This window comes from Xanthomonas euvesicatoria (assembly GCF_013112235.1).
GTDB lineage: Bacteria > Pseudomonadota > Gammaproteobacteria > Xanthomonadales > Xanthomonadaceae > Xanthomonas > Xanthomonas euvesicatoria.
In genome coordinates this window covers 3,426,109-3,448,619 of the sequence record NZ_JABFFS010000001.1, presented here as the reverse complement: position 1 = coordinate 3,448,619, position 22,511 = coordinate 3,426,109, and the positions used below count along the sequence as shown (strand labels likewise).

Below are 22,511 nucleotides of genomic sequence, written 5' to 3'. Positions count from 1 at the left end.
TCGCTCCGTCATCCCGGAGGCACGGAACATCAAAAGGGATAAATGAAAAACCGCAGTCCGCTTCACTCGGAAGCAGGTACCACGGAGCCGTCGGAGGATACCGCAAAACGGGCCACGTTAGCGCGCTGGAACGGTTTCACGTCGACGATACTGCCGCCTTGCTGAACCTGTACCGCCGAGGCATTACCGAGCACGATGCGCCCCACCTGACCGGGCGAATACGTGCGTTGTTCACCGGCACGTATCAGGGCTTTTTCCACCGCACTGCCATCCGGTGCCAAAATCTGCACCCAGCTGTCGCCGCTGAAACTCAGCGACAAACTGCCGCCGGGAGCAGCTGCTGCCGCAGGCGCCTTGGCGTCGGCGGTCGCACGCGGCACCGGGGTCATCGACGCGATATACGGCGCCGGCTGCTCGCGCGGCGCGGCGGCCGGCTGCGTTACCGGCGTACCTGGCGCAGCGGACTTTGCAGCCTCAGGCATGCTGTCCAAGGACACCGTGCTAGGCGCTTTGCCATCCAGATGCGAGCGCGTCGCGTACCAGACCGGCACCGCAAACACGCCGGTGATGACCACGTACATGGCCTTGCGCGCGGTGCTTTCGAGAATGCGCCGCGCACGCGGCGTATGCGTGTGACTGACCAGCTTGACCGGCTCGATCGGCGCAATGGTGGCCTGCTGCAACAGCGGCTCCAGATCGACCTGCAACAAGCGCGCATAGCTGCGCAGCTGCCCGCGTACGAACACCGGCGCGCCCAGCCGCTGCCAGTCTTCCTGCTCCAACGCGTGCACCACGTGGGCCGGCATGCGCAGCTTGCCGGCCACCTCGTCCACGCTCAGACCTGCTGCCTCGCGCGCTTCGCGCAAATGCTGTCCGCAGCCCTTTTCCTGCTCGAAAAGGTTCGGATTGGAATCACTGATCACAATGCATTGGCCCCGGGAGTAGCGGTCGCTGCGTCAGGGAATTCCTTGACCAACCGCTGTTGGTAACGGCCGGCAGCTACCTTGTCGCCTAGCCCTTGCTCAATCTGAATGGCGAGTTGTAACACGGAAGCAGTTGCCGGTGCAGCCGCAAGGCGGCGTTCGATAAAAGCGCGGGCTTCGAAATAATTGCGGCGCCCGGCTTCCAGACGTGCCATCGATTCGAGCGCATACGGATTATTCGGGTCGAGATCGAGCGCTTTGCGCAGATCGCCCGCTGCTCGTTCAGGCTGTCCTGCCTTGAGCGCGCAACCGCCGGCATTGCCCAAGGCAGACGCAGGCGAGGCATACGTCCGGTCGGCCAGCGCACGATCGAACCATGTCAACGCTTCGGCGGGCGAGCCATTCGCGCACAACCAGGCGCCATAGTTATTCAGCACGTCGCCGCGTTGCGGTGCGAGTTCTGCGGCCTGCCGGTACGACGCCCCGGCCGCCGCCGTATCGCCCCTGGCGCCCTGAATCAGCGCCAGCAGGCCGATGGCATCCACCGACTGCGCGTCCTTTTTCAAGGCGGCGCGCACCTGCTCTTCGGCACTGGCGTAATCGCCGGTCTGCAGCCGATTGCGTGCCAAGCCTAATTTTTCCTGGACAGCCAAGCGATTCTTGGTGGCTTTGTCGTCGCGGAACGAGTACACCGGCGCGACTTCCTCCACACTCTTGGCCGAGCCGGCCTTGGCATTGCGACCACCGCAGCCGACCGCGCTCAGCGCGATCGCCACGGCCGCCATTAACGCGAGTTCACGCTGCCGCATCTCGATCGGCCTGCCCTTCCAATGTGCGGCGGAACTCCGCCTGGCGACGGGTACGGTCCATGACCTGCCCCTTGAGCTGCCCGCATGCGGCGTCGATGTCGTCGCCACGAGTGCGGCGAACCATCGTCAGCACCTGCGCATCGAGCAGGATCTTCTGGAACGCGCGAATCTCGGTCTCGCCCGAGCGCTCATAGCGCGTTCCAGGAAATGGATTGAACGGAATCAGATTGACCTTGCCGGCGTCCTTGGACTGCACGGCGTTGTCGAACTGCCGCATCAACCTGGCCAACTGGCGCGCATGCTCCGGCTGGTCGTTGATGCCTTTCATCAAGGTGTATTCGAAGGTCACCGAATCGCGTTTCTTGCTGCCGCGCAGGTAGCGCGCGCACGACTCCATCAGCTCGGCGATCGGGTATTTCTTGTTCAACGGCACCAGGCTCTCGCGCAGCGTGTCGTTGGCGGCATGCAGCGAGACCGCCAGCGACACGTCGCTTTCGGTGGAGAGCCGGTCGATCATCGGCACCAGGCCGGAGGTCGACAGCGTGACCCGCTTGCTGGCCAGCCCGTAGCCAAGATCGTCGCGCATCACACTCATCGCGCGCACGACGTTATCGAAATTCATCAGCGGCTCGCCCATGCCCATCATCACCACATTGGTGAGACGGCGCTGCTGGTGCGGCACATTGCCCAGATGGCGCGCCGCCACCCACACCTGGCCGATGATTTCGGCGGTGGTGAGGTTGCGGTTGAAGCCCTGGGTGGCGGTCGAACAAAAGGTGCAGTTCAAGCCGCAACCGACCTGGGAGGACACGCACAGCGTGCCGCGGCCCTTGTCGGGGATATACACGGTTTCGATGGCGTTCTTGCCGTCGGCGCCCATGGCCAACAGCCATTTGTGGGTGCCGTCGGCCGAAGGCTTGTCGAACACCACGTTCGGGACGAGGACCTCGGCATGCTGGTGCAACTTCGCACGCAGCGCCTTGCCGAGGTCCGTCATCTGGTCGAAATCGGTGACGTAGCGATGGTGGATCCACTTCATCACCTGATGGGCACGGTAACGCGCCTCGCCGAGCGTGTCGGCGAAGAAGCGCTCCAGACCCTCGCGATCGAGGTCGAGCAGGTTCTGCTTGCGCGGCTCCGGGGGACGGACGGAGCCGTCCTGCAGCACGGAAGGGATCACGACCTCATTCACGATTCGACTCACTCGGCCTCAGCGCGAGACCACTTCGGTGGCAGCAAAGAAATACGCGACTTCGTTGGCAGCGTTCTCGACCGAATCCGAGCCGTGGGCGGCATTGGCATCGATCGAATCGGCGAAGTCGGCGCGGATGGTGCCCGGCGCAGCGTCCTTGGGATTGGTCGCGCCCAGCAGGTCACGGTGTGCGGCAACGGCGTTCTCGCCTTCCAGCGCCTGGATCATCACCGGGCCGGAGATCATGAACTCGACCAGCGCGTTGAAGAACGGACGCTCGCGGTGAACGGCGTAAAAGCCTTCGGCTTCACGGCGCGACAGCTGCTTGTACTTGGCGGCCACGACCTTCAGGCCAGCCTTTTCGAAGCGGCTGTAGATTTCGCCGATGACGTTCTTGGCAACGGCGTCGGGCTTGATGATGGACAGGGTGCGCTCCAGCGCCATGGGAAGTTCTCCGTTGGGCGGGCCACTGAAGGCCCGAGGTTATCATGAAAAAAACCCGCGACAAAACGCGGGCTTAGGCTTCTTTGCGATGGTCAATTCTATCTCGTCAACGCTGCGTTTGCACACCGCCCACTGAATCGTGCTGCGTTGCGACATGACCCGCTCGCATGCGAGCCCGTAGACTCAAACAATCGTTTGATTGAGTCCCCTCTTCGCGCATGCCCAAGCCCGCCCACTTCTCCACCAAGGACCGCATTCTCGGTGCGGCCGAGGAGCTGTTCGCCCAGCACGGGTTCGCCGGCACGTCGCTGCGCCAGCTCACCACGCAGGCCGACGTCAATATCGCCGCGGTTAACTATCACTTCGGCTCCAAGGAAAACCTGGTCAACGAGGTGTTCCGCCGGCGCATGGACGAGATGACCGCCTCGCGCCTGCAGCAGCTGGAAACGGCAAAGAAGTCCCAGCCCGGCGAGCTCACGGCCGTGCTCGCTGCCTTCGTCGAGCCGGCGTTGGCCATGGCGCAGGACCGCCAGAACGGCGGCGCGTTCGTACGCGTGATTGCGCGCGCTTACGCGGAAAAGAACGACAACCTGCGCAAGTTCCTGTCCGACCACTACGGACATGTGCTGCGCGAATTCGGCAAGGCCATCGCCGGCTGCGTGCCGGGCCTGAGCAAGGAAGAGCTGTATTGGCGGCTGGACTTCCTGGCCGGCGCACTGACCTATGCCATGGCCGATTTCGGGCTCATCAAGCGGCCTGCGGGCGTCAGCGAGGCCGACCATCGTGCGCGCGCGGCGCGCGAACTCATCCGTTTCGCGGAACCCGGGTTCCGCGCTCATTCCACACCGTAAACGTTCCACAAGAGGCCTATCGCTATGTCCAACCCGTTGCTAGTCCGTCGTGCCGCCGTGCTCGGTGCCGGCGTCATGGGTGCGCAGATCGCCGCGCACCTCACCAATGCCGGTGTCGACACCGTGTTGTTCGACCTGCCCGCCAAGGAAGGCCCGGCAGACGGCATCGTACTCAAGGCGATCACCAATCTCGGCAAGCTGAGCCCCGCCCCGCTCGCCAGCAAGGCGCTGGCCGAGGCGATCACGCCGGCCAATTACGAGAGCGGCCTGGAACAGCTGCGCGACTGCGATCTGATCATCGAAGCGATCGCCGAGCGCATGGACTGGAAGCAGGACCTGTACAAGAAGATCGCCCCGTTCGTGGCCGATCATGCCGTGCTGGCCTCCAACACCTCCGGCCTGGGCATCAACAAGCTCTCCGACGTGCTGCCCGAGCAGTTGCGTCACCGTTTCTGCGGCGTGCATTTCTTCAATCCGCCGCGCTACATGCACCTGGCCGAGCTGATCCCGGCCAAGGGCACCGACAAGGCGGTACTGGAAGGCCTGGAAGCCTTCCTGGTGACCACGCTCGGCAAGGGCGTGGTGTATGCGAAGGACACCCCGAACTTCATCGGCAACCGCATCGGCGTGTTCTCGATCCTGTCCACCATCCACCACACGCAGGAATTCGGCCTGGGCTTCGACGAAGTCGATGCGCTGACCGGCCCGCTGGTGGGTCGCCCAAAGTCGGCCACCTATCGCACCTCCGATGTGGTCGGCCTGGACACCATGGCGCACGTCATCAAGACCATGGGCGACACCCTGCCCGACGACCCGTGGCATCAGTATTTCAAGTCGCCGAAGTGGCTGGATGCGCTGATCGGCAAGGGCGCGCTGGGCCAGAAGGTCGGTGCCGGCATCTTCCGCAAGGTCGGCAAGGACATCGTGGTGGTCGACCTGGAGAAGCAGGACTATCGCCCGGCCGATCGTAGCGCCGCGCCGGAAGTGGTCGAGATCCTCAAGATCAAGAACCCGGCCGAAAAGTTCGCCAAGCTGCGCGAAAGCCAGCACCCGCAGGCGCAGTTCCTGTGGGCCAGCTTCCGCGACCTGTTCCACTACAGCGCCTACCACCTGGCCGATATCGCCGAGACCGCACGTGACGTGGATCTGGCGATCCGCTGGGGCTACGGCTGGTCGCTGGGTCCGTTCGAGACCTGGCAGGCCGCTGGCTGGAAGCAGGTGGCGCAGTGGATTGCCGAAGACATCTCCAACGGCAAGAGCATGAGCAGCGCGCCACTACCGAACTGGGTGTTCGACGGTCGCGATGGCGTGCATGGCGCCGAAGGCTCGTACAGCCCGGCGCGCGACGCCAAGCTGCCACGCTCATCGCTGACGGTGTACAAGCGCCAGCGCTTCCCCGATCCGTTGCTGGGCGAGCAGTTCTCGCCGGGCGAAACCGTGTTCGAAAATGACGGCGTGCGCATGTGGCACGACGGCGATGACATCGCCGTGGTCAGTTTCAAGACCAAGATGAACACCGTCTCCGACCACGTGCTCAATGGCCTGCAGGAAGTGGTTGGCCGCGCCGAGAAAGACTTCGCCGGTCTGGTAATCTGGCAGCAGAAGGAGCCCTTCTCCGCCGGTGCCGATCTGGCCGGCGCGCTTGGCCTGCTGCAGGCCGGCAAGGTCGATGCGTTCGAAGCATTGGTCGCCAATTTCCAGGCCACCAGCCAGCGCATCAAGTACGCGCAGGTGCCGGTGATCTCGGCCGTGCGTGGCCTGGCGCTGGGCGGCGGCTGCGAATTCCAGATGCATAGCGCCAAGACCGTGGCTTCGCTGGAGAGCTACATCGGCCTGGTCGAAGCCGGCGTCGGCCTGCTGCCGGCCGGTGGTGGCCTGAAGGAAATCGCGGTGCGTGCGTCGATCGCCGCAGGTCCGGGCGGCGACGTGTTCGCCGAGCTGAAGAAGACCTTCGAGACCGTGGCAATGGCCAAGGTCTCCAACTCGGCCGTCAATGCCAAGGAACTGGGCCTGCTGCGTGCCACCGACAAGGTGGTGTTCAACAGCTACGAGAGTCTGCACATCGCCAAGGCCGAAGCGCGCGCACTGGCCGAGGGCGGCTACCGCGCCCCGCTGCCGGCACGCCGCATCCAGGTCGCCGGCGACGTCGGCATCGCCACCTTCAAGATGCTGCTGGTCAACATGCTGGAAGGCCGCTTCATCAGCGAATACGACTACGAAATCGCCAGCCGCATCGCCACGGTGGTCTGCGGTGGCGAAGTGGATCGCGGCGCGCTGGTCGATGAAGAATGGCTGCTCAAGCTGGAGCGCAAGCACTTCGTCGAACTGGCCCAGCAGGAAAAGACCCAGGCGCGGATTGGGCACATGCTCAAGACGGGTAAGCCACTCAGGAACTGAGAGTCGGGATTGGGGATTGGGGATTCGCAACAGCGGGTCCCCGCCCTCCAACTTTCTCGCTTCCACCAAATTCATCCGCCGGGCAGGAACATTCGGGCACGCGGATTCGCTTTGACGAATCCCAAATCCCGAATCCCGAATCCCGGCTATCGGAGATAGCCATGAGCAAGCAGATTCAAGAAGCCTACATCGTTGCCGCCACGCGTACGCCGGTGGGCAAGGCGCCGAAGGGCGTGTTCCGCAATACCCGTCCCGACGACATGCTGGCGCATGTGCTGCGCGCGGTGGTCGCGCAGGCGCCGGGCATCGATACCTCGCGCATCGACGACGCCATCATCGGCTGCGCCATGCCCGAAGGCGAGCAAGGCATGAACGTGGCCCGCATCGGCGTATTGCTGGCGGGCCTGCCCAATTCGGTGGCCGGCCAGACCATCAACCGCTTCTGTTCGTCCGGCATCCAGGCCATCGCCATGGCCGCCGACCAGATCCGGCTGGGCAATGCCGACCTGATGCTGGCCGGCGGTACCGAGTCGATGTCGATGGTGCCGATGATGGGCAACAAGGTGGCGATGTCGCCAAGCGTGTTCGCCGACGACCATGTGGCCATTGCCTATGGCATGGGCATCACTGCCGAGAAGGTCGCAGAAGAGTGGAAGGTGTCACGCGAAGACCAGGACGCTTTTGCGCTGGCCTCCCATCAAAAGGCGATCGCCGCAATTGCCGCCGGCGAGTTCCGCGACGAAATCAGCCCGTACGAAATCCATTCGCACCAGCCCGATCTGGCAGGCAACGTCATCGCGCTGCGCAAGCGCCTGGTCGACACCGACGAAGGCCCGCGTCCGGATAGCTCGCTCGAGGGCCTGGCCAAGTTGCGCCCGGTGATCCGCAACGGCCAGTTCGGCGGCAGCGTCACCGCCGGTAATTCTTCGCAGATGAGCGATGGCGCCGGTGCCGTGCTGCTGGCCTCCGAGCAGGCGATCAAGGATTACGGCCTCACACCGCTTGCGCGTTTTGTCAGCTTCTCGGTAGCCGGCGTGCGCCCGGAAGTCATGGGCATTGGACCGATCGCCGCCATTCCCAAGGCGCTCAAGCAGGCCGGGCTGACCAAAGATCAACTCGACTGGATCGAGCTCAACGAAGCCTTCGCCGCACAGGCGTTGGCCGTGATCCGCGACAGCGAACTGGATCCATCCAAGGTCAATCCGCTGGGTGGCGCAATCGCCCTTGGCCACCCGCTGGGCGCCACCGGCGCGATCCGTGCCGCCACGCTGGTGCATGGCCTGCGCCGTCGTCAGCAGAAGTACGGCATGGTCACCATGTGCATCGGTACCGGCATGGGCGCTGCGGGCATCATCGAAGCGCTGTGAAGCGCATTGGAGCGCCGGGTCGGCCTTCCGGGTCGGTCTGGTGTTTCCATCTGTGTCATCCATCCGCGGAGATCAGGTTTTAGCGATCACATTGCCATGCTGTGCCCAAAAGGGCGTGCGCAAGCACGCCCTTTCCTTTATCGGTCAATGCGGTCTTGCCAACGTCGCGGCGATCCAACGCATATCCCCGCGTGCCCAGTGAAACGCTGAGCGTTGCGTTCTGATGCATCGGTCATGTCGCTGCGGCCACTGAAGCCGTCGATCCAGCTGTCGCAATAGGGACGCCGCAGATACCGCTAGCAAACGGCGACGCTCAGCGCGCCACCAACCATTGACCGGTCCGCGCCCCTGCAACGACCAGCGCCAGTCCAGCCAGCAAGGTCACCGCCAGATAGATGCCGATCATCGTCGAGCGGTCGGTGCGCGCAAACACCAGGCACTCCATCATCAGCGACGAAAACGTGGTCAGCCCACCGATCACGCCGACGATCAATAGGGCCCGCAGCGGCCAGCTCGAGGGCCCGCGTGCATCCAGCCAGACCAGCAACACGCCGGCCACGAACGACCCGAGCAGGTTCACCGTCAGCGTTCCCCAAGGGAAGCCGGTACCGAAGCGCTGGATCAACGAGGCACCGATCGCAAAACGCAAGCCCGATCCCAGTGCGCCACCGGTCATCGCCAACAACAGCTGTTGCCACCACACCGGTGCGTTCATACGCGCACCCCGCGACCAGAGCGTGTGTTCGAAAAAAAAGTGTGCGACATCGGCGTCATCCTTTGTGAGTCAAAAGCGATGCCGGGGCACAGGCCTGCCGCCCCGGCGGGGTGGGCAGGCATCATCAGCGCGCAGGGTGCGCGCGGTTCGAGGAGGAATGCCATCTCCTGTGCGGCCGATTATGCCGTGGGCTTGCCGGCCTTGTCAGCCCGTGCCAGCGCGCGCGCCTCGCGCAGCCGATCGAGCTTTTCCTTCAGCTTGATCTCCATCCCGCGCGGCACCGGGTTGTAGTACACGCGCTCGCCCATCGCATCCGGGAACCCGGTCTGATCCAGCGCGATGCCGCCCTCGGCATCATGGTCGTACTGGTAATCCTGACCGTAGCCCAGCGTCTTCATCAGCTTGGTCGGCGCGTTGCGCAGATGCAGCGGCACCTCCTGGGTGCCGGTGGCGCGCACTTCGGCCTTGGCCTGGTTGAAGGCAGCGTAGCCGGCATTGGATTTGGCAGTGCTGGCCAGGTACAGCACCAGCTGTGCGAATGCCAACTCGCCTTCCGGGCTGCCGAGGCGCTCGTAGATGTCCCAGGCTTCCAGCGCCATGCTCTGCGCGCGCGGATCGGCCAGACCAATGTCCTCGATCGCCATGCGGGTCAACCGACGCGCCAGATACGCAGGGTCGCACCCGCCATCGAGCATGCGCGTCAGCCAGTACAGCGCTGCATCCGGGTTGGAACTGCGTACGGACTTATGCAACGCCGAAATCTGGTCGTAGAACTGCTCGCCGTTCTTGTCGAAGCGGCGCGTACGGTCGGCCAGCACCTGCAGCAACGTCTGTGGCGTGATCTCGCCACCCTCGCCTGCCGCCAGTTCCGCGGCAATTTCCAACAGCGTCAGTGCCCGACGCACATCGCCGTCGGCGGCGCTGGCGATTTCCAGCAGCGACGCTTCGCTGACCTGGATCGTCTCTGCCCCCAAGCCGCGCTCGGCATCGCGCAAGGCACGCTGCAAGGCTTCGACAATATCCTGCGGCGACACGCCTTCCAGCACATGCACGCGGCAGCGCGACAACAGCGCTGAATTCAACTCGAAGGACGGGTTTTCAGTGGTCGCGCCGACGAACAGAATCGTGCCGCGTTCGATATGCGGCAAGAACGCATCCTGCTGGGCCTTGTTGAAGCGATGCACCTCATCGACGAACAACACGGTGCGGCGGCCACCGGCAAAACGCTGCGCCGCCCCTGCCAGCACCTGCCGCACTTCCGGCAAGCCGGAGAGTACGGCCGAGATCGCCTTGAATTCGGCGTCTGCGTAATGTGCGAGCAACAAGGCCAATGTGGTCTTGCCGCATCCCGGCGGGCCCCACAGGATCATGGAGTGCACGCGGCCGGATTCCACCGCGCGCCGCAGGGCGCTGTCGGGAGCCAGCAATCGCTTCTGGCCCACCATCTCGTCAAGCGTGCGCGGCCGCATCCGCTCTGCCAAGGGCCCCATGGCGCTGCGATCGACGTGCAGCAGATCGGGTGTGATCGAGTCGGGACGTTTGGCTTTGCTCACCCCTTCATTCTACCGCCTGCGCCTGATGGACGTTCCACAACGCAGTGTTCGGCCATCGCTGGCACGCCGACGTTCTCTTTTCAAGCGACCACTTCGCGCAGGTGCAACGCATCGACTGCGTAGCGCAATACTGTTACTGAGTAACGAGTGACCGCAATCGCTTGCCGGCATTCCGCATCGGCCACGAGCTGCGCAAGCGCAAGCGGCAGGTTCAGCGCACGGATTCCACCATGCCTCGCATTCCGCTTCGCCCCTCCGTCATCGCCGCTTGCCTTCCAGGGATGGCCGAGACCATTGCGCATCCATCCAAGCCTTCTGCGCGGCGGCAGACGCACAACAAATTGGCGACTCCGGACCCATGCGCGTTCGAGGCGGAACTGATCCAGGCACAGGAAGATCCGCTGGGTTGGTCCGCGACGCTACTTGAGCAAGCAAGACAGCCAAGCGTCGTCGATCCCGGACTGAAGGCCGCTCCCAAACGCAAACACGCCCTCCCGCGTCCCTGCAGGAAGGCCGCAGAACGCTTGGGGCTCAGTAGCGGTTCGCCAGAACCACATACGAGCCTGCTGCGCTATTCCTCGGTGCAGTACGCGCGGGACACACCAGCCGGCCCATCGGATTGCAACGCCGATGCCGCCCGTGATCTGCGAGCAGCCCCGCTGCTGTCCAATGCCACCCAGCATCTCAATGAGGCGCTGATCGCCCGCCTGGAACAATCCAACAACGACCTGGCCGCACGCATCTGGCGGCGTCGCCAGGACGAGCTGAGCTACGCGCATGCACAAACGCTACAGGCTGCACGCGAGCAGTTGGCCCTGAGAGCCCGGCGCGCCGCCAACCTGAGCGACAGCATCAACGCGCTGACGCGCGAACGTGCCGAACTGCTGCAACAGCTGCATGGATGCAATGCGCAGACTGATGCCGTGGCGGCCGCGATCCACGATCTCGAGTCGGACATCCTCTCCGCACGCGCCGCATTGAACGCGCTACCGCACGATCAGCCGTCGCGCGCTGTCGCAGCGCACGCGGGCTCATCCTCGGCCGACGCGCAGCAGGGCGTCGATCGCTTACAGCTGCAGCGCGCCTGCACCCGGCTCGAGCACGCAGTGCAGCAGGCGCGCGCACGCGGCGATGCGCTGGCCAAAGCGGTCTTTTTCGGCCGCGGCTCGGCACAGGCAGCACAAGCAGAGCAAGCACTTGCGGAAGCTAACGCGGAAATCGATCGATTGCGAAGCGCGTATGCGCAAGCACGCGATGCGTTGCAGTCGGATCAAGCAGGCAACTCTGCCAACAGGCCGGCGTTGCGCACGCTCGGCGCGCACCTTGCTGCAGAGCGAAACCGAGAAGTCGAGGCACTGCGCACACGGCTGGGACGCAACGAGAACATGCTGACCCTGCAACGCACGCATGCCGAGCGCTGTCGGCGGCATGCGCGGCGCCTACAGCAGCGCCTCGACCAGGTCGAGGCAAAACTGCAGCAAGCGCGGCATTCGTCGCGGATCAACACCGAGGAGGTGTGGCAGCACGAACAGACGGTCAACGCGCTGGAAGCTGCGAACGGCGACATGCAGCGCGTGGCGGAACATGCAGCCGCGCAGTCGCCGGCCGACGAGGCCCGGCCCGTCGCTGCCGATATCGTCGCCGACACCATGGACGCACTGCTTGAGGCCCTGCCCGGCTTTCGCGAGGAAACCATCGACCCCGTGAGTCGACAGGTTCTGCGCGCCTGGGCTGACGCTCTGCATGGCCGCAGCGCTGCGTTCGGGAGCGACGCCTTGCAGCCGGTCGACACGTTGCGCATCGCCCTGCAGGCCTTGGCGATCGCCAGCGAAGGCGATGCCGCCGCAGCGGCCGACGTGCTGCGACGCCTGGGCATGGTGCGGTTGCGTGAGCTGATTCCGCGGCCACAGGTCTCCATCGCTGCCGAGGCGGCCCAGCCAATGGAGACCGTCACCGCCTGCGTCGGCCTGTTGGCCAGCGTTCCGCGCGGCATGCAGGTTCTTTCGCACATGCTGCGCGAAGAAGCCACGCCCCCCTCCAGGGAATGGTTGGAGGCGGCGCAGGTCCATCTGCGTGCCAGCCACCGGCTTGCACTGACGCCGGACGCAGAACAGGCTGAACGCAGCTGGCTGGGCGATGCGCAGATGGGAGCGCGCCATGCCGTGCATGGAGACTCGCCGCTGCAGGGCCTGCAGTCTGCAACCGATGCCCAGCGCAGCGCATTTCACGCATTCCGCAATGGCTACGAAACCACCCGGGCAGGTTCACCCTATGCGCGCGTCAACGCATGCCTGCAGATGTTTGCGCAATGGGCGGTCGCAGGCAGTGGGCGGCGCGGCAGGCGCGCCCTCAATCCCTTCAACGCACTTGAGCTGGGAATGAAGGTCGGCGCCTCCGAAGCGCTTCCCACCGCCGTGCGGCGTGCCAACGACGCTTTTCGCGAAGCGGCCGGCTACCTGACCAGCTGGCTCGTCGCGCGCCGCCAGATCCAGCTGGCGGGCGGGCGAATGCCGTCGCAGGACGAGCTGGCAATGCAGGCACTGTTGGAATACGTGCAATGGCTCCCACACGAGCAGAACGCAACCGACCTGACCTTCACCGCCAAGGTGCTGGGCACGATCGAACGGCGTGCCCAGGAGCTTCAGCGCTCGGTGGCTGCCTCCGTGAACGAGACCGACGACCTGCAGCCGGCGGCGTGCCATCCGGCCATCGCATCCGCATGGGGTGCATTACGCGCCGGCCGCATGCGTCTGCCCGAAACGCTGCGTCTGATCCAGCGTGGCCTGCTCGACCACGCCGGACAGCCGAGCGACCTGCCGGTCGGTGCAGCGACCCTGGATGAAGAACTGGCGTCCGACGCGCGCACCCACTTTCATCAGGCCATCGGTCATGCAAGTCGCCTTCTGCACGAGGGCGACACCTCCCGCGTCAGATCGCCACGTGCGCTGTTCGAATGCCTGCGCAACCTGTTGGAACGGCTGGAATGGCGCGACAAGCTGCGTCTTACCGAGCAACGGGTGATCGGACTCAATACGACGCCGCTGTCGGCCGCACTTGCGATCATCCCCAGCGGCCTGGGACTGAAACTCTCCGCGGGCGGCCAGACCAGTTCCGATCGCTCGGTGGAGATTTACATGGGGCGGACCGGGTTGTCGCTGCAGATCGGGCGGCAGAAGGCGCGGCAGTTCAACGCCAGTACCGGCATTAGCGCGGGCGTGCTGCTGCCGGGCACCGAACGTGCACCGGTGGGTATCACGGGCGCAGCCGAATGGCGCATGAAAAAGGAATCGGGCATCGAGCATGGCGTGCAAATCCGCGTACCGCGACGGGGCAAGGGCCAGGAGCTGGAGCAGCGCGCGCAATTCCTGGCCATGTTCGAACACTTGCTGCAACTGGCCGAGCAATCCGGCGGCGATGCAGGCCAGTTGAGCGAGCGCGACTTCCTGGGGGAGCTGCTGGCGCACCACCCCAGCATCACCGTTGGCTTGATCGGCCATGCCGAACGCAATACTTCGGCCACCGAATCCAGCCTCAGCGTCGCTGCCGGCGTGCGCGTGGGAAACATGGATGGCCAACCGCGTCGCGCCACCCTGGGCGCGTCGCTCGGCGTGAAAGCCCGGCGCGAAACCTCCCGGTCGCAGACGCCGATCGAAGGCTACATGACCATGGTGCTGAAGGATTCGAGCGCGCAATCCAGGGTAGAGATCGCAGGGCGCGCATCGGCCAGTGTCGTCGCCCGGCAGTGGACGCACCCCGGCACCGGCAATGCGCCGCCCACACCAGTGGCGCGGCTGTCCATGGCCACGCTTGATCTCGGCTACAGCAGGGAACTGCGCTCGGCCGGCAGCACGACGTTCTCCACCTTGTGGATGTTCAACAACGAAATCGATCCCGTGCGCACCGATCGTGGCTTCGAATTCTTCAATTTCGCCTCATTCGAACGCGAAGTGAAGCGCAACTGGCAGTTATGGACCCACTACGGAATCTCCAAACTGCAGGGCAAGGTCGATGACCAACGGCTCTATATGGTGGCCGAGCGCCAGTTGCAGGACTTCATCGACCGGGTCCGCCTCCACATGCAAGACAACAAGTTCGCCTCGCTGATCGTGGACTGGGTGTTGCAGGCAGAGGCTGCACCACGCCTGGACGCGCTGCGCGCGCAGGCCCAGCTATTGCGGGTCGCCGGATGCGAAGCGCAAGCGGCAGAAGCCGATCGCGCGTTCGATGAGCTCATCAGCCACCCAAGCATTTGGGAACCGACCATTTTAATCCTGCGCGAAAAGGGCAAACGCCAGCGCGAACGTGGCCTCGATTTCTTCATCAAACGCCAGACCAACCAGGCAGCGGAGGCGAGTCGGACGGTTGGTCAGTGGATCCCGTACGAGCCAGTCCCGTAGCGTGGTGGCATCGCTCCTGTGCGGGTGCATCTGTCAGGTCACGACAACTGCTGCGCGCTCGCAGGCACAGCCGCTCGCTGCGCCATGCGTTCATCCCGAGAGCCCCGCAGACGCTTTACTGCGCGTCGCCCACCACATCCACGCCCTTGGCCGGCGTATAGCGGAAGGTGTCTGCAGCAAACGCCGGGTTGCGCTTCCAGCCGCTAAAGCTGATCGCGGTGCGTTGGCCGACTGCGTCCACCACTTCCATCCTGGCCAGGCCCTCCTTGCCGAACCCCAGCGAGGCGATCTGGAAGCTGGCGTCGGTGTCCACCTTGGGCGTCAGCGACAACCATTGCAGGCCGTCGCGTGGCGCGGCTTCTTCGCTGACATCGTACTTCTTGTCCAGAAGCGCCGGGTCGATCAATGCAACCAGCGGGCTGTTCTGTTCTTCGCTGCCCTGTGCGCGCACGGTGACCTGCTCCAGATCCGGATCCAATACCCAGACCTTCTTGCCGTCGGCCACGATCAGCTGCTTATAGGGCTTGGCGTATTCCCAACGGAACTGACGCGGTGTCGCCAGTGCGACCCGCCCGCTCGAAGTTTCCTTGACCCGGCCGTTCGCGTCGGTCACCCGCTGACTGAACTGCCCATCCAGTCCCTTCAACCCTCGCGTGAAGGTGTCCAGCTCCTGGCGCGCACCGGCAAACGCGGTACTGGCGAACAGAGCAGTGGCAAGGACGGCATAACGGAGCTGGCGATGCATCGCGGTCTTCCAGAAGGACATGCGTAGATTCTGATACTTCATAGATGAATGGGCGAGCGCTATCGCACGGCATGTTCAGATGGCGGCGTGTGCGCGGCAATCCGCCTCATCGTGCCGTCTGCACCCTGGACAGATCGCCATAGACAATCTGCCCGCGAAACCCGCGCCGCACCTGTTGGTAGAGCTCGCGAAACGCACGGTAATCCTGCGGCTGGCACAACGCCTGTGGCCCGCGCACGGCGGCACGCTGCAGGCGATGCACGGCGGTGACCGTCTGCCCCTGCCGTGTCCACTCAACCACGTATTCGCCGGCGGCATTGCGAAAGGTGCTGCTGCGCGGAATGGCGATGATCGGCACCGTCTCGGGAAAGCTCACCACGTAGGTTTCTTCGCGCACGCTGTCGTTGCAGTAGAACGGGGTCAGATTGTTTTCGGCCGAGGTGGTGGTGTAGATGGCGCGCGTTGACTCGGCACCTGGCATATCCGGCAAGGTCATGCCGCCGACCACCGAGAAGTCCACCGCGTCCTTGGCCTGGAAGGTGTAGCGGTAGTTGAACGGTGCATCCAGATCCAGCGGGTCGCCCTGAATCAGCAGATCGCCGGTGCCGTCGAAACCGGACTGGGCAAGGATCGACTCTTCGATCCGGTTGCGATTCTGCGCATTGAGCTGCACGAACATCGCGCGCAAGCCCACTTCGCCGGTCTGCCCGCTGTCGAGCGTGGTGGTGCCCTGCAGATCGCCTTGCGGCGTGAACCGGTATTCGGTGCGGGCGACATAGCGATTGACCTTGCGGTCGTTCGGCGGCGTCTGCGTGACCTTGCCATCGCGCGTATGCACCACCGGCGCGCCGAGATCGCCGGCCGGCAACTGGCCGAAGCGTGCGTAGGGGTTGGTCGAGTCCACGTACAGATCGAATGCGGGAATGTAGGTGATGGCGTGGTTGAAGCGGCCCAGCACCGGGATCTGCGGCAAGGTCGGGCCGCCCTCTGCCCCAATCAGCACCGGTGTGCTGGCAATCCCCTTGGCGGCAAGCAGGGCCTCCAGAATCACGGTGTGGTCTTTGCAATCGCCGTAATGGTTGGCCAGGATGCTCTCGGCGCTGTTGGGTTCCAGCCCACCATTGCCCAGATACACCGCCACATAGCGGATGTTGCGCGCCACCCATGCATACAGCGCGGCAGCCTGCGCGCGCGGGGAATCGATACCGCGGGTGACCTCATCGGCCAGCGCCTGGATCGCCGGCGTCACCGCCGCAGCGCGCCCGCCTTTGACGTGGTACGCCAGGCCCATCTGCGACCAGCTGTCGAAGGTGCTGGCCATCAAGGTGGGGCTGAACTCCCAGGTCGCAGCGCTCCAGTTCTGGTTTTTCATCGGCGCGGTGCGCTGGTAGCGCCACTCCCAGCGTGCCTGGTCGCCGCGCACCACCGGCTTGGTGCTGCCCTGCAGCCCGCGTGCAGAAAGATGCATCGGCAGCCCCTTCGGCGCGACCAACGTAATCACCGCATCGTCGTACTGCGCGAAGACGCTGAAGGTCTCCCACAGGCTGAAGTAACCGGGGAAATACGGCGTGTTCTGTGCCCGCCGCACGCGGTACACAATGCGCGCGCCCGGCGCCAGATTCGGGAACACCACCACTTTCACCTTGCGGTCGGCATACATCGCTGCCGAGGCGCTGGAATAGCTTTCCTGGGTATAGATCTTGTCGGCCGCCACGTCCTGGCGCAGCCCTTCGGCCGTGACGGTATACGCCTGCAGCACATCGAGCGTTTCCATCTTCTCGCTATAGCTCAGCCGGACCTGGCTGAACTGCTCCACGGCCGACTTGGTCTTGAGCAGGATCTCGTATTCGTCGGTTTCGACGCTGCTGGCGTCGGCGCGCACCTCGTAGTCGGCGCGGTAGCGCACGAAACTGTAATTGGTGTCGGCCTGCGTGCGTGTTGCAGCACTGGCAGTGGGCGCGGGCCGTTGCTGTGCCTGGGCAAGCAGCGGGAGACAGAGGAGCAGCACGAGCACTAACGAGGGACGATGCAACATGGGTCTCGATCACGGCGGGCCGGAGCGGCCCTCACCCACAGGGTAGCCGTTGTGCCAGGCAATGACAGGCACGGGCTTCCAACAATGCGGCATTGCTGCAGGCGCCCGATCGGAAGCTGCACATAAAACGCGCCACGACATCGCCGGCGCCTACTTCGGCGGCGGCGGTGCCAGCACGGTACGGTCGCCATTGTGCTCGGGCGGGCTGACGACGCCGGCCGCCTCCATCGCTTCGATCAGACGCGCGGCACGGTTGTAGCCGATCTTCAAACGCCGCTGCACGCCGGAAATCGACGCACGCCGGGTCTCGGTGACGATGCGCAAGGCTTCGTCGTACAAGGGATCCGATTCGTCGCCGCCACCGCCGCTGCTTTCCGGCAAGCCGGTGGCACCGACCACGGTGCCATCGCCCATGGTCTGCACTTCGTCCAGCACGCCTTCGACGTAGGACACCGGCCCGCTGGCCTTGAGATGCTCGACCACGCGATGCACTTCCTCGTCGCTGACGAAAGCCCCGTGCACGCGATCCGGCAGCGCGGTGCCGGGCGGCAGGTACAGCATGTCGCCGTTGCCCAGCAGCGCCTCGGCGCCGGACTGGTCCAGGATGGTGCGCGAGTCGATCTTGGAGCTGACCTGGAACGCCACGCGGGTGGGGATATTGGCCTTGATCAGGCCGGTGATCACGTCCACCGATGGCCGCTGCGTGGCCAGGATCAAGTGGATGCCGGCCGCACGCGCCTTCTGCGCCAGGCGCGCGATGAGCTCTTCGACCTTCTTGCCGACGATCATCATCATGTCGGCGAATTCGTCGATGAAGATGACGATGAACGGCAGCGTTTCCAGCGGCCGGGGCGCTTCGCCCAGTTCCGGGTTCGGCTTGAACAGCGGGTCCATCATCGGCTGGCCGGCGTCGATGGCGTCCTTGACCTTCTTGTTGAAGCCGGCCAGGTTGCGCACGCCCACCGCGCTCATCAGCTTGTAGCGGCGCTCCATCTCGGCCACGCACCAGCGCAGGCCGTTGGCGGCCTCCTTCATGTCGGTGACCACCGGCGCCAGCAGGTGCGGGATGCCCTGATAGACGCTCAACTCGAGCATCTTCGGATCGATCATCAGCATCCGCAGTTCCTTGTGCGAGGCCTTGAACAGCAGGCTGAGCACCATCGCATTGACCGCCACCGACTTGCCCGAGCCGGTCGTACCGGCGACCAGCAAGTGCGGCATGCGCGCCAGGTCGGCCACGGTCGGGCGCCCGGCAATATCCTTGCCCAGGGCCAGCGTCAGCGGGCTGGCCGACTTGTCATACTCCTTGGAGCGCAGCAATTCGGAGAGGAAGATCATCTCCCGGCTGACATTGGGAATTTCCAGGCCGATCACCGACTTGCCCGGGATTACGTCCACCACGCGCACCGATTTCACCGACAACCCGCGCGCGATGTCCTTGTCCAGCGAGCTGATCTGGCTGACCTTGATGCCCGGCGCCGGCTCGATCTCGAAGCGGGTGATCACCGGGCCCGGATAGGCCCCGACCACCTGCGCCTCGATGCGGAAGTCCTTGAGCTTGAACTCGATCTGGCGCGACAGCGTTTCCAGCGTCTCTTCCGAATAGCCCTTGGTCTGCGGCTTGGGGTCGTCCAGCAGCGCCAGCGGCGGCAGGTCCGAGCCGTCGGTGCTGACGCCCTGGAACATCGGAATCTGGGTGTCGCGCTTGGCGCGCTCGCTCTTTTCCACCACCGGCGCCGGCGGCGGCTCGATCTTGACCGGCTCGCGCTTGGCCTGCTTGACCGCATCGACCTTGCGCACTTCCTCGCGTTCTTCGCGCATCACCCGGGTCTGCTGCCACTCGGTGGCCTGATGGGTCTTGCGCTGCATCAGCGGCCCCAGCGCCAGCACCCACTTGCCGATGCGCTCCATCACCGCAAACCACGACAAGCCGGTCGCCAGGGTGATCGACACCAGCAGCAGCACCAACACGAACAAGTTCGCGCCCAAGGCACCGAAGCCGGAACTGAGCGAGCCGGCGACCAACTTGCCCAGGATGCCGCCGGCCTCGGCCACCTCGCCCTGGAACAGGCGCAGGTGCAGGAAGCCGGTCGAGGAAATCAGGAACCCCACCATCCCGACCAGGCGCAGCGCCGGCCCCAGGTCGCTTTGGCTCTGCTCCTCGCGCTCGCCGATCAAGGCGATCCAGGCGACCGCTCCCAACAGCACCGGCAGCAGGAAGGCCACATACCCGAACAGCTGCAGCAGCACGTCGGCCGCCAGGGCGCCGAATCGGCCGCCCATGTTATGGATCGGCGCAACCAAATTGCCGGTGCGCGACCAACCCGGATCGGTCGCCGAGTAAGTGAACAGGCTGGCCAGCAAATACAGCAGCAACGGCGCCACCGCGATCAAGGCCAGATCGCGCCAGAGCTTCTGCCGCCGCGGATTGTCCGCCACCGCCGTCTTGCGCGACGACGGTTTGCCCTCTGCGGGCTTGCTGCTGCGTTCGGGAACCTGCTTTGCCACCTGTAGCCAGACCTTAGAAAAATGCTGTTAGTGTTTGATAATAAACGACTGAAGCCACGGTTTCAGCAGTTGCATGCGCCCTGGCCATCCAACCAGGCGCCGCTCAACGAAAAACGCCGCACAAGGCGGCGTCGAGCACGTGGTTGGAGCAGAGCATGCCATCTGCGGTTCAAGCAGTTCCATCGCGCCGCCTTGATTCACCGGGTGGGGACCGCCACTCTATGCCGCCACGGGGGCGCGAATTACTTCGCCTGCCCCACCAATTCCTAGATCGCGAGTATACATGAGCGCCTCTTCTGCCAGCCCCGCCAAGCATTCCCGCCTGTTGATCCTGGGCTCCGGCCCGGCCGGCTGGACCGCCGCGGTCTACGCCGCCCGCGCCAATCTCAAGCCGGTGGTCATCACCGGGCTGCAGCAAGGCGGCCAGCTGATGACCACCACCGAGGTGGACAACTGGCCGGGCGACCCCCACGGCCTGATGGGTCCTGACCTGATGAGCCGCATGCAGGCGCATGCCGAGCGCTTCGAGACCGAGGTCATCTTCGACCATATCCACACGGCAGATCTGTCGCAGCGTCCGTTCCGGCTGATCGGCGACGGGGCCGAGTACACCTGCGACGCACTCATCATCGCCACCGGCGCTACCGCCAAGTACCTGGGCATCCCCACCGAAGAAGCCTTCAAGGGGCGTGGCGTCTCCGCCTGCGCCACCTGCGACGGCTTCTTCTACAAGGACCAGGACGTGGTGGTGGTCGGCGGCGGCAACACCGCGGTCGAAGAGGCGCTGTACCTGTCCAACATTGCCCGCAAGGTCTACCTGGTGCATCGCCGCGATACGCTGCGCGCAGAAAAAATCATGCAGGACAAGCTGTTCGCCAAAGTGGCCGCCGGCAAGATCGAGACCGTCTGGCACCATGCCATCGACGAGGTACTGGGCAACGATGCCGGGGTTACCGGCGTCCGAGTGAAGTCCACCATCGACGGCAGCACCCGCGACATCGATGCGCATGGTTTCTTCGTGGCGATCGGCCATCACCCGAACACGCAGTTGTTCGATGGCCAGTTGGCAATGAACAACGGCTACCTGGAAATCCGCTCCGGCCTGAACGGCGCCGCGACCGAGACCTCGGTGGCCGGCGTGTTCGCCGCCGGCGACGTGGCCGACCAGCATTACCGCCAGGCCATCACCTCGGCCGGCTTCGGCTGCATGGCCGCGCTGGATGCCGAGCGTTTCCTCGACAAGAGCGCCTGAGATGGCGCCTGATTGCCGGCCGCGCCACGCGGCCAGCATCGCCGAGGGGCTGCCCGCATGGGCATAACCGCACGCTGGTGTCGCCAGCTGGACGAGTTGCCGGCCGGCGCCTGGGATGCGCTGCACGATGGCACGCATCCCTTCATCGGCTACGCGTTTCTGCAAGGCCTTGAACGTGAGGGTTGCCTGCGCCCGGATTGGGGGTGGAACCCGCTGCACCTGACCTTGTGGGAGGGTGACACTCTGGTCGCCGCGGCTCCCGGCTACCTCAAGAACAACTCGCACGGCGAGTTCGTCTTCGACCATGCCTGGGCGCATGCGTACGCGCGCTATGGCCAGGACTACTTCCCCAAATGGCTGTGTGGGGTGCCCTACTCGCCCGTCACCGGCCCGCGCCTGCTCGGTGCGCCCACGTGGCGCGGCCACCTGCTGAAGGCGATGCGCGAGCTGGTGGAGCGCAGCGGACTGTCGTCGGCGCATGTGAACTTTTACCCCGCTGGTGAAGACGCCGCCTTCGATGCCGACTGGCTGGAACGCAACGACCTGCAGTACCACTGGCACAACGCCAGCGGCTGGGGCGACTTCGAGACGTTCCTGTCGGCGATGGATCACAAGCACCGCAAGAACATTCGCCAGGAACGCGCCAAGGTGCAGCGCGCCGGCGTGCAACTGCGCGTGGTGCACGGTGATGAGGCCAGCGATGCGGAGCTGGCCGCGATGTACGGCTTTTATCTCAAGACCTTCAACGAGTACGGCAACTCGCCCGCGCTGACGCCGCAGTTCCTGCAGCACCTGGCCACGGCCATGCCGCGCCAGCTGGTGATGTTCCTGGCCGACCTCGATGGGCAACCCATCGCCGGTGCACTCTGCCTGCGCGGGCAGTACACTTTGTACGGCCGCTACTGGGGCGGTGAAGCCCTGCCCGGCCTGCATTTCGAGACCTGCTACTACCAGGGCATCGAATATTGCCTGCGCGAAGGCCTGACCCGCTTCGAACCTGGCGCACAAGGCCAGCACAAGATCGCGCGCGGCTTTCTGCCGACGCTGGTGCGCAGCCGCCACTGGATTGCCGATCCGGGCTTTCGCGAGCCGCTGGCGGACTGGTGCGCGCAAGAGCGGGCCGAGGTCGAGCAGCACGCCGCCGCCCTGCTGCGCCATTCGCCGTTCCGCCAAGCGTGATCGCCCTGCGGCGGCTTCTCCACCCATCCCGGGTCGATACATCGCACCGCCGCCGCACAAATCCAGGCACCGCCTGACGTGGCAGGCCGACGTGGCAGGCCTCTGCGCCGTCGCGCGAGACCCGTTCATCAGTCCTCATCGTAG

At 64.8% G+C, this 22,511-nt stretch carries 16 protein-coding genes and 1 riboswitch; of the genes, 6 read left to right on the top strand and 10 right to left on the bottom strand.

Going from position 1 to position 22,511, the window contains the following annotated elements; all coding sequences use genetic code 11:
- Window positions 1–62 precede the first annotated feature (62 nt).
- From HLH45_RS14860 to ndk, 4 genes are read right to left on the bottom strand one after another with little or no spacing between them, the layout of a single operon-like run.
- Window positions 63–923, bottom strand: coding sequence for a helix-turn-helix domain-containing protein (locus tag HLH45_RS14860; protein ID WP_008575356.1), 861 nt, complete (start codon window positions 921–923; stop codon window positions 63–65).
- Window positions 920–1,708: a type IV pilus biogenesis/stability protein PilW gene (gene pilW, locus HLH45_RS14855; RefSeq protein ID WP_011347312.1), complete on the bottom strand. Its 789-nt coding sequence runs from the start codon at window positions 1,706–1,708 to the stop codon at window positions 920–922. The genes HLH45_RS14860 and pilW overlap by 4 nt, the downstream gene beginning before the upstream one ends.
- Before the next feature lie 10 nt (window positions 1,709–1,718).
- Window positions 1,719–2,924, bottom strand: coding sequence for a dual-specificity RNA methyltransferase RlmN (rlmN, locus tag HLH45_RS14850; RefSeq protein ID WP_008575352.1), 1,206 nt, complete (start codon window positions 2,922–2,924; stop codon window positions 1,719–1,721).
- An 18-nt stretch (window positions 2,925–2,942) separates the two neighbouring features.
- On the bottom strand, window positions 2,943–3,368 hold the full coding sequence (gene ndk, locus HLH45_RS14845) for a nucleoside-diphosphate kinase (RefSeq protein WP_002812972.1): 426 nt from the start codon (window positions 3,366–3,368) through the stop codon (window positions 2,943–2,945).
- Window positions 3,369–3,586: 218 nt separating this feature from the next.
- Here ndk and HLH45_RS14840 point away from each other — a divergent pair, with 218 nt between their 5' ends.
- The 3 genes from HLH45_RS14840 to HLH45_RS14830 all read left to right on the top strand — a co-directional run bounded on the left by HLH45_RS14840 (window position 3,587) and on the right by HLH45_RS14830 (window position 7,983).
- Window positions 3,587–4,219 (top strand): TetR/AcrR family transcriptional regulator, encoded by a 633-nt coding sequence (locus tag HLH45_RS14840; RefSeq protein ID WP_008575337.1) that lies wholly within the window; start codon window positions 3,587–3,589, stop codon window positions 4,217–4,219.
- Window positions 4,220–4,243: 24 nt separating this feature from the next.
- On the top strand, window positions 4,244–6,616 hold the full coding sequence (locus HLH45_RS14835) for a 3-hydroxyacyl-CoA dehydrogenase/enoyl-CoA hydratase family protein (protein WP_008575334.1): 2,373 nt from the start codon (window positions 4,244–4,246) through the stop codon (window positions 6,614–6,616).
- A gap of 161 nt (window positions 6,617–6,777) precedes the next feature.
- Window positions 6,778–7,983, top strand: a complete 1,206-nt coding sequence (locus HLH45_RS14830) for an acetyl-CoA C-acyltransferase (RefSeq protein ID WP_074053132.1) — start codon at window positions 6,778–6,780, stop codon at window positions 7,981–7,983.
- A gap of 313 nt (window positions 7,984–8,296) precedes the next feature.
- Here the strand turns inward: HLH45_RS14830 and crcB are convergent, their stop codons facing one another.
- The 3 genes from crcB to HLH45_RS21825 form a co-directional block, all read right to left on the bottom strand.
- Window positions 8,297–8,698 (bottom strand): fluoride efflux transporter CrcB, encoded by a 402-nt coding sequence (gene crcB, locus HLH45_RS14825; RefSeq protein ID WP_008575332.1) that lies wholly within the window; start codon window positions 8,696–8,698, stop codon window positions 8,297–8,299.
- 108 nt (window positions 8,699–8,806) lie between these two features.
- Window positions 8,807–8,875, bottom strand: a riboswitch (Fluoride riboswitch).
- 2 nt (window positions 8,876–8,877) lie between these two features.
- Entirely contained in the window at window positions 8,878–10,251 is a 1,374-nt protein-coding gene (locus HLH45_RS14820; protein ID WP_008575330.1) for a replication-associated recombination protein A, read from the bottom strand.
- 80 nt (window positions 10,252–10,331) lie between these two features.
- Complete coding sequence (locus tag HLH45_RS21825; protein ID WP_223866263.1) at window positions 10,332–10,553, bottom strand: hypothetical protein; 222 nt, start codon at window positions 10,551–10,553, stop codon at window positions 10,332–10,334.
- Between HLH45_RS21825 and xopZ the strand changes: the two genes are divergently transcribed.
- Window positions 10,482–14,648: a XopZ family type III secretion system effector gene (xopZ, locus tag HLH45_RS14810; RefSeq protein WP_074053133.1), complete on the top strand. Its 4,167-nt coding sequence runs from the start codon at window positions 10,482–10,484 to the stop codon at window positions 14,646–14,648. The two genes, HLH45_RS21825 and xopZ, sit on opposite strands and share 72 nt — an antisense overlap.
- A 115-nt stretch (window positions 14,649–14,763) precedes the next feature.
- Here the strand turns inward: xopZ and lolA are convergent, their stop codons facing one another.
- The 3 genes from lolA to HLH45_RS14795 all read right to left on the bottom strand — a co-directional run bounded on the left by lolA (window position 14,764) and on the right by HLH45_RS14795 (window position 19,936).
- On the bottom strand, window positions 14,764–15,435 hold the full coding sequence (lolA, locus tag HLH45_RS14805) for an outer membrane lipoprotein periplasmic chaperone LolA (RefSeq protein ID WP_008575326.1): 672 nt from the start codon (window positions 15,433–15,435) through the stop codon (window positions 14,764–14,766).
- Window positions 15,436–15,499: 64 nt separating this feature from the next.
- Window positions 15,500–17,407 carry a DUF3857 domain-containing transglutaminase family protein gene (locus HLH45_RS14800; protein ID WP_033478956.1) on the bottom strand — a complete coding sequence of 636 codons (1,908 nt, stop codon included), beginning with the start codon at window positions 17,405–17,407 and terminating at the stop codon, window positions 15,500–15,502.
- Window positions 17,408–17,578: 171 nt separating this feature from the next.
- Window positions 17,579–19,936 (bottom strand): DNA translocase FtsK, encoded by a 2,358-nt coding sequence (locus HLH45_RS14795; protein WP_008575323.1) that lies wholly within the window; start codon window positions 19,934–19,936, stop codon window positions 17,579–17,581.
- A 283-nt stretch (window positions 19,937–20,219) separates the two neighbouring features.
- Between HLH45_RS14795 and trxB the strand changes: the two genes are divergently transcribed.
- Together trxB and HLH45_RS14785 are read left to right on the top strand one after the other, a co-directional pair.
- A complete protein-coding gene (gene trxB / locus HLH45_RS14790) occupies window positions 20,220–21,188 on the top strand; it encodes a thioredoxin-disulfide reductase (protein ID WP_003482910.1) in 969 nt (322 codons plus the stop codon).
- 57 nt (window positions 21,189–21,245) lie between these two features.
- Window positions 21,246–22,367, top strand: a complete 1,122-nt coding sequence (locus HLH45_RS14785; RefSeq protein WP_008575321.1) for a GNAT family N-acetyltransferase — start codon at window positions 21,246–21,248, stop codon at window positions 22,365–22,367.
- Window positions 22,368–22,511: the final 144 nt, after the last annotated feature.

Bases quoted from the DNA above. Each gene is read 5' to 3' on its own strand.
- pilW (WP_011347312.1), bottom strand. From the start codon at position 1,708: ATGGCGGCCGTGGCGATCGCGCTGAGCGCGGTCGGCTGCGGTGGTCGC.
- ndk (WP_002812972.1), bottom strand. From the start codon at position 3,368: ATGGCGCTGGAGCGCACCCTGTCCATCATCAAGCCCGACGCCGTTGCC.
- HLH45_RS14840 (WP_008575337.1), top strand. From the start codon at position 3,587: ATGCCCAAGCCCGCCCACTTCTCCACCAAGGACCGCATTCTCGGTGCG.
- HLH45_RS14835 (WP_008575334.1), top strand. From the start codon at position 4,244: ATGTCCAACCCGTTGCTAGTCCGTCGTGCCGCCGTGCTCGGTGCCGGC.
- HLH45_RS14830 (WP_074053132.1), top strand. From the start codon at position 6,778: ATGAGCAAGCAGATTCAAGAAGCCTACATCGTTGCCGCCACGCGTACG.
- crcB (WP_008575332.1), bottom strand. From the start codon at position 8,698: ATGAACGCACCGGTGTGGTGGCAACAGCTGTTGTTGGCGATGACCGGT.
- xopZ (WP_074053133.1), top strand. From the start codon at position 10,482: ATGCCTCGCATTCCGCTTCGCCCCTCCGTCATCGCCGCTTGCCTTCCA.
- HLH45_RS21825 (WP_223866263.1), bottom strand. From the start codon at position 10,553: ATGCGCAATGGTCTCGGCCATCCCTGGAAGGCAAGCGGCGATGACGGA.
- lolA (WP_008575326.1), bottom strand. From the start codon at position 15,435: ATGAAGTATCAGAATCTACGCATGTCCTTCTGGAAGACCGCGATGCAT.
- trxB (WP_003482910.1), top strand. From the start codon at position 20,220: ATGAGCGCCTCTTCTGCCAGCCCCGCCAAGCATTCCCGCCTGTTGATC.
- HLH45_RS14785 (WP_008575321.1), top strand. From the start codon at position 21,246: ATGGGCATAACCGCACGCTGGTGTCGCCAGCTGGACGAGTTGCCGGCC.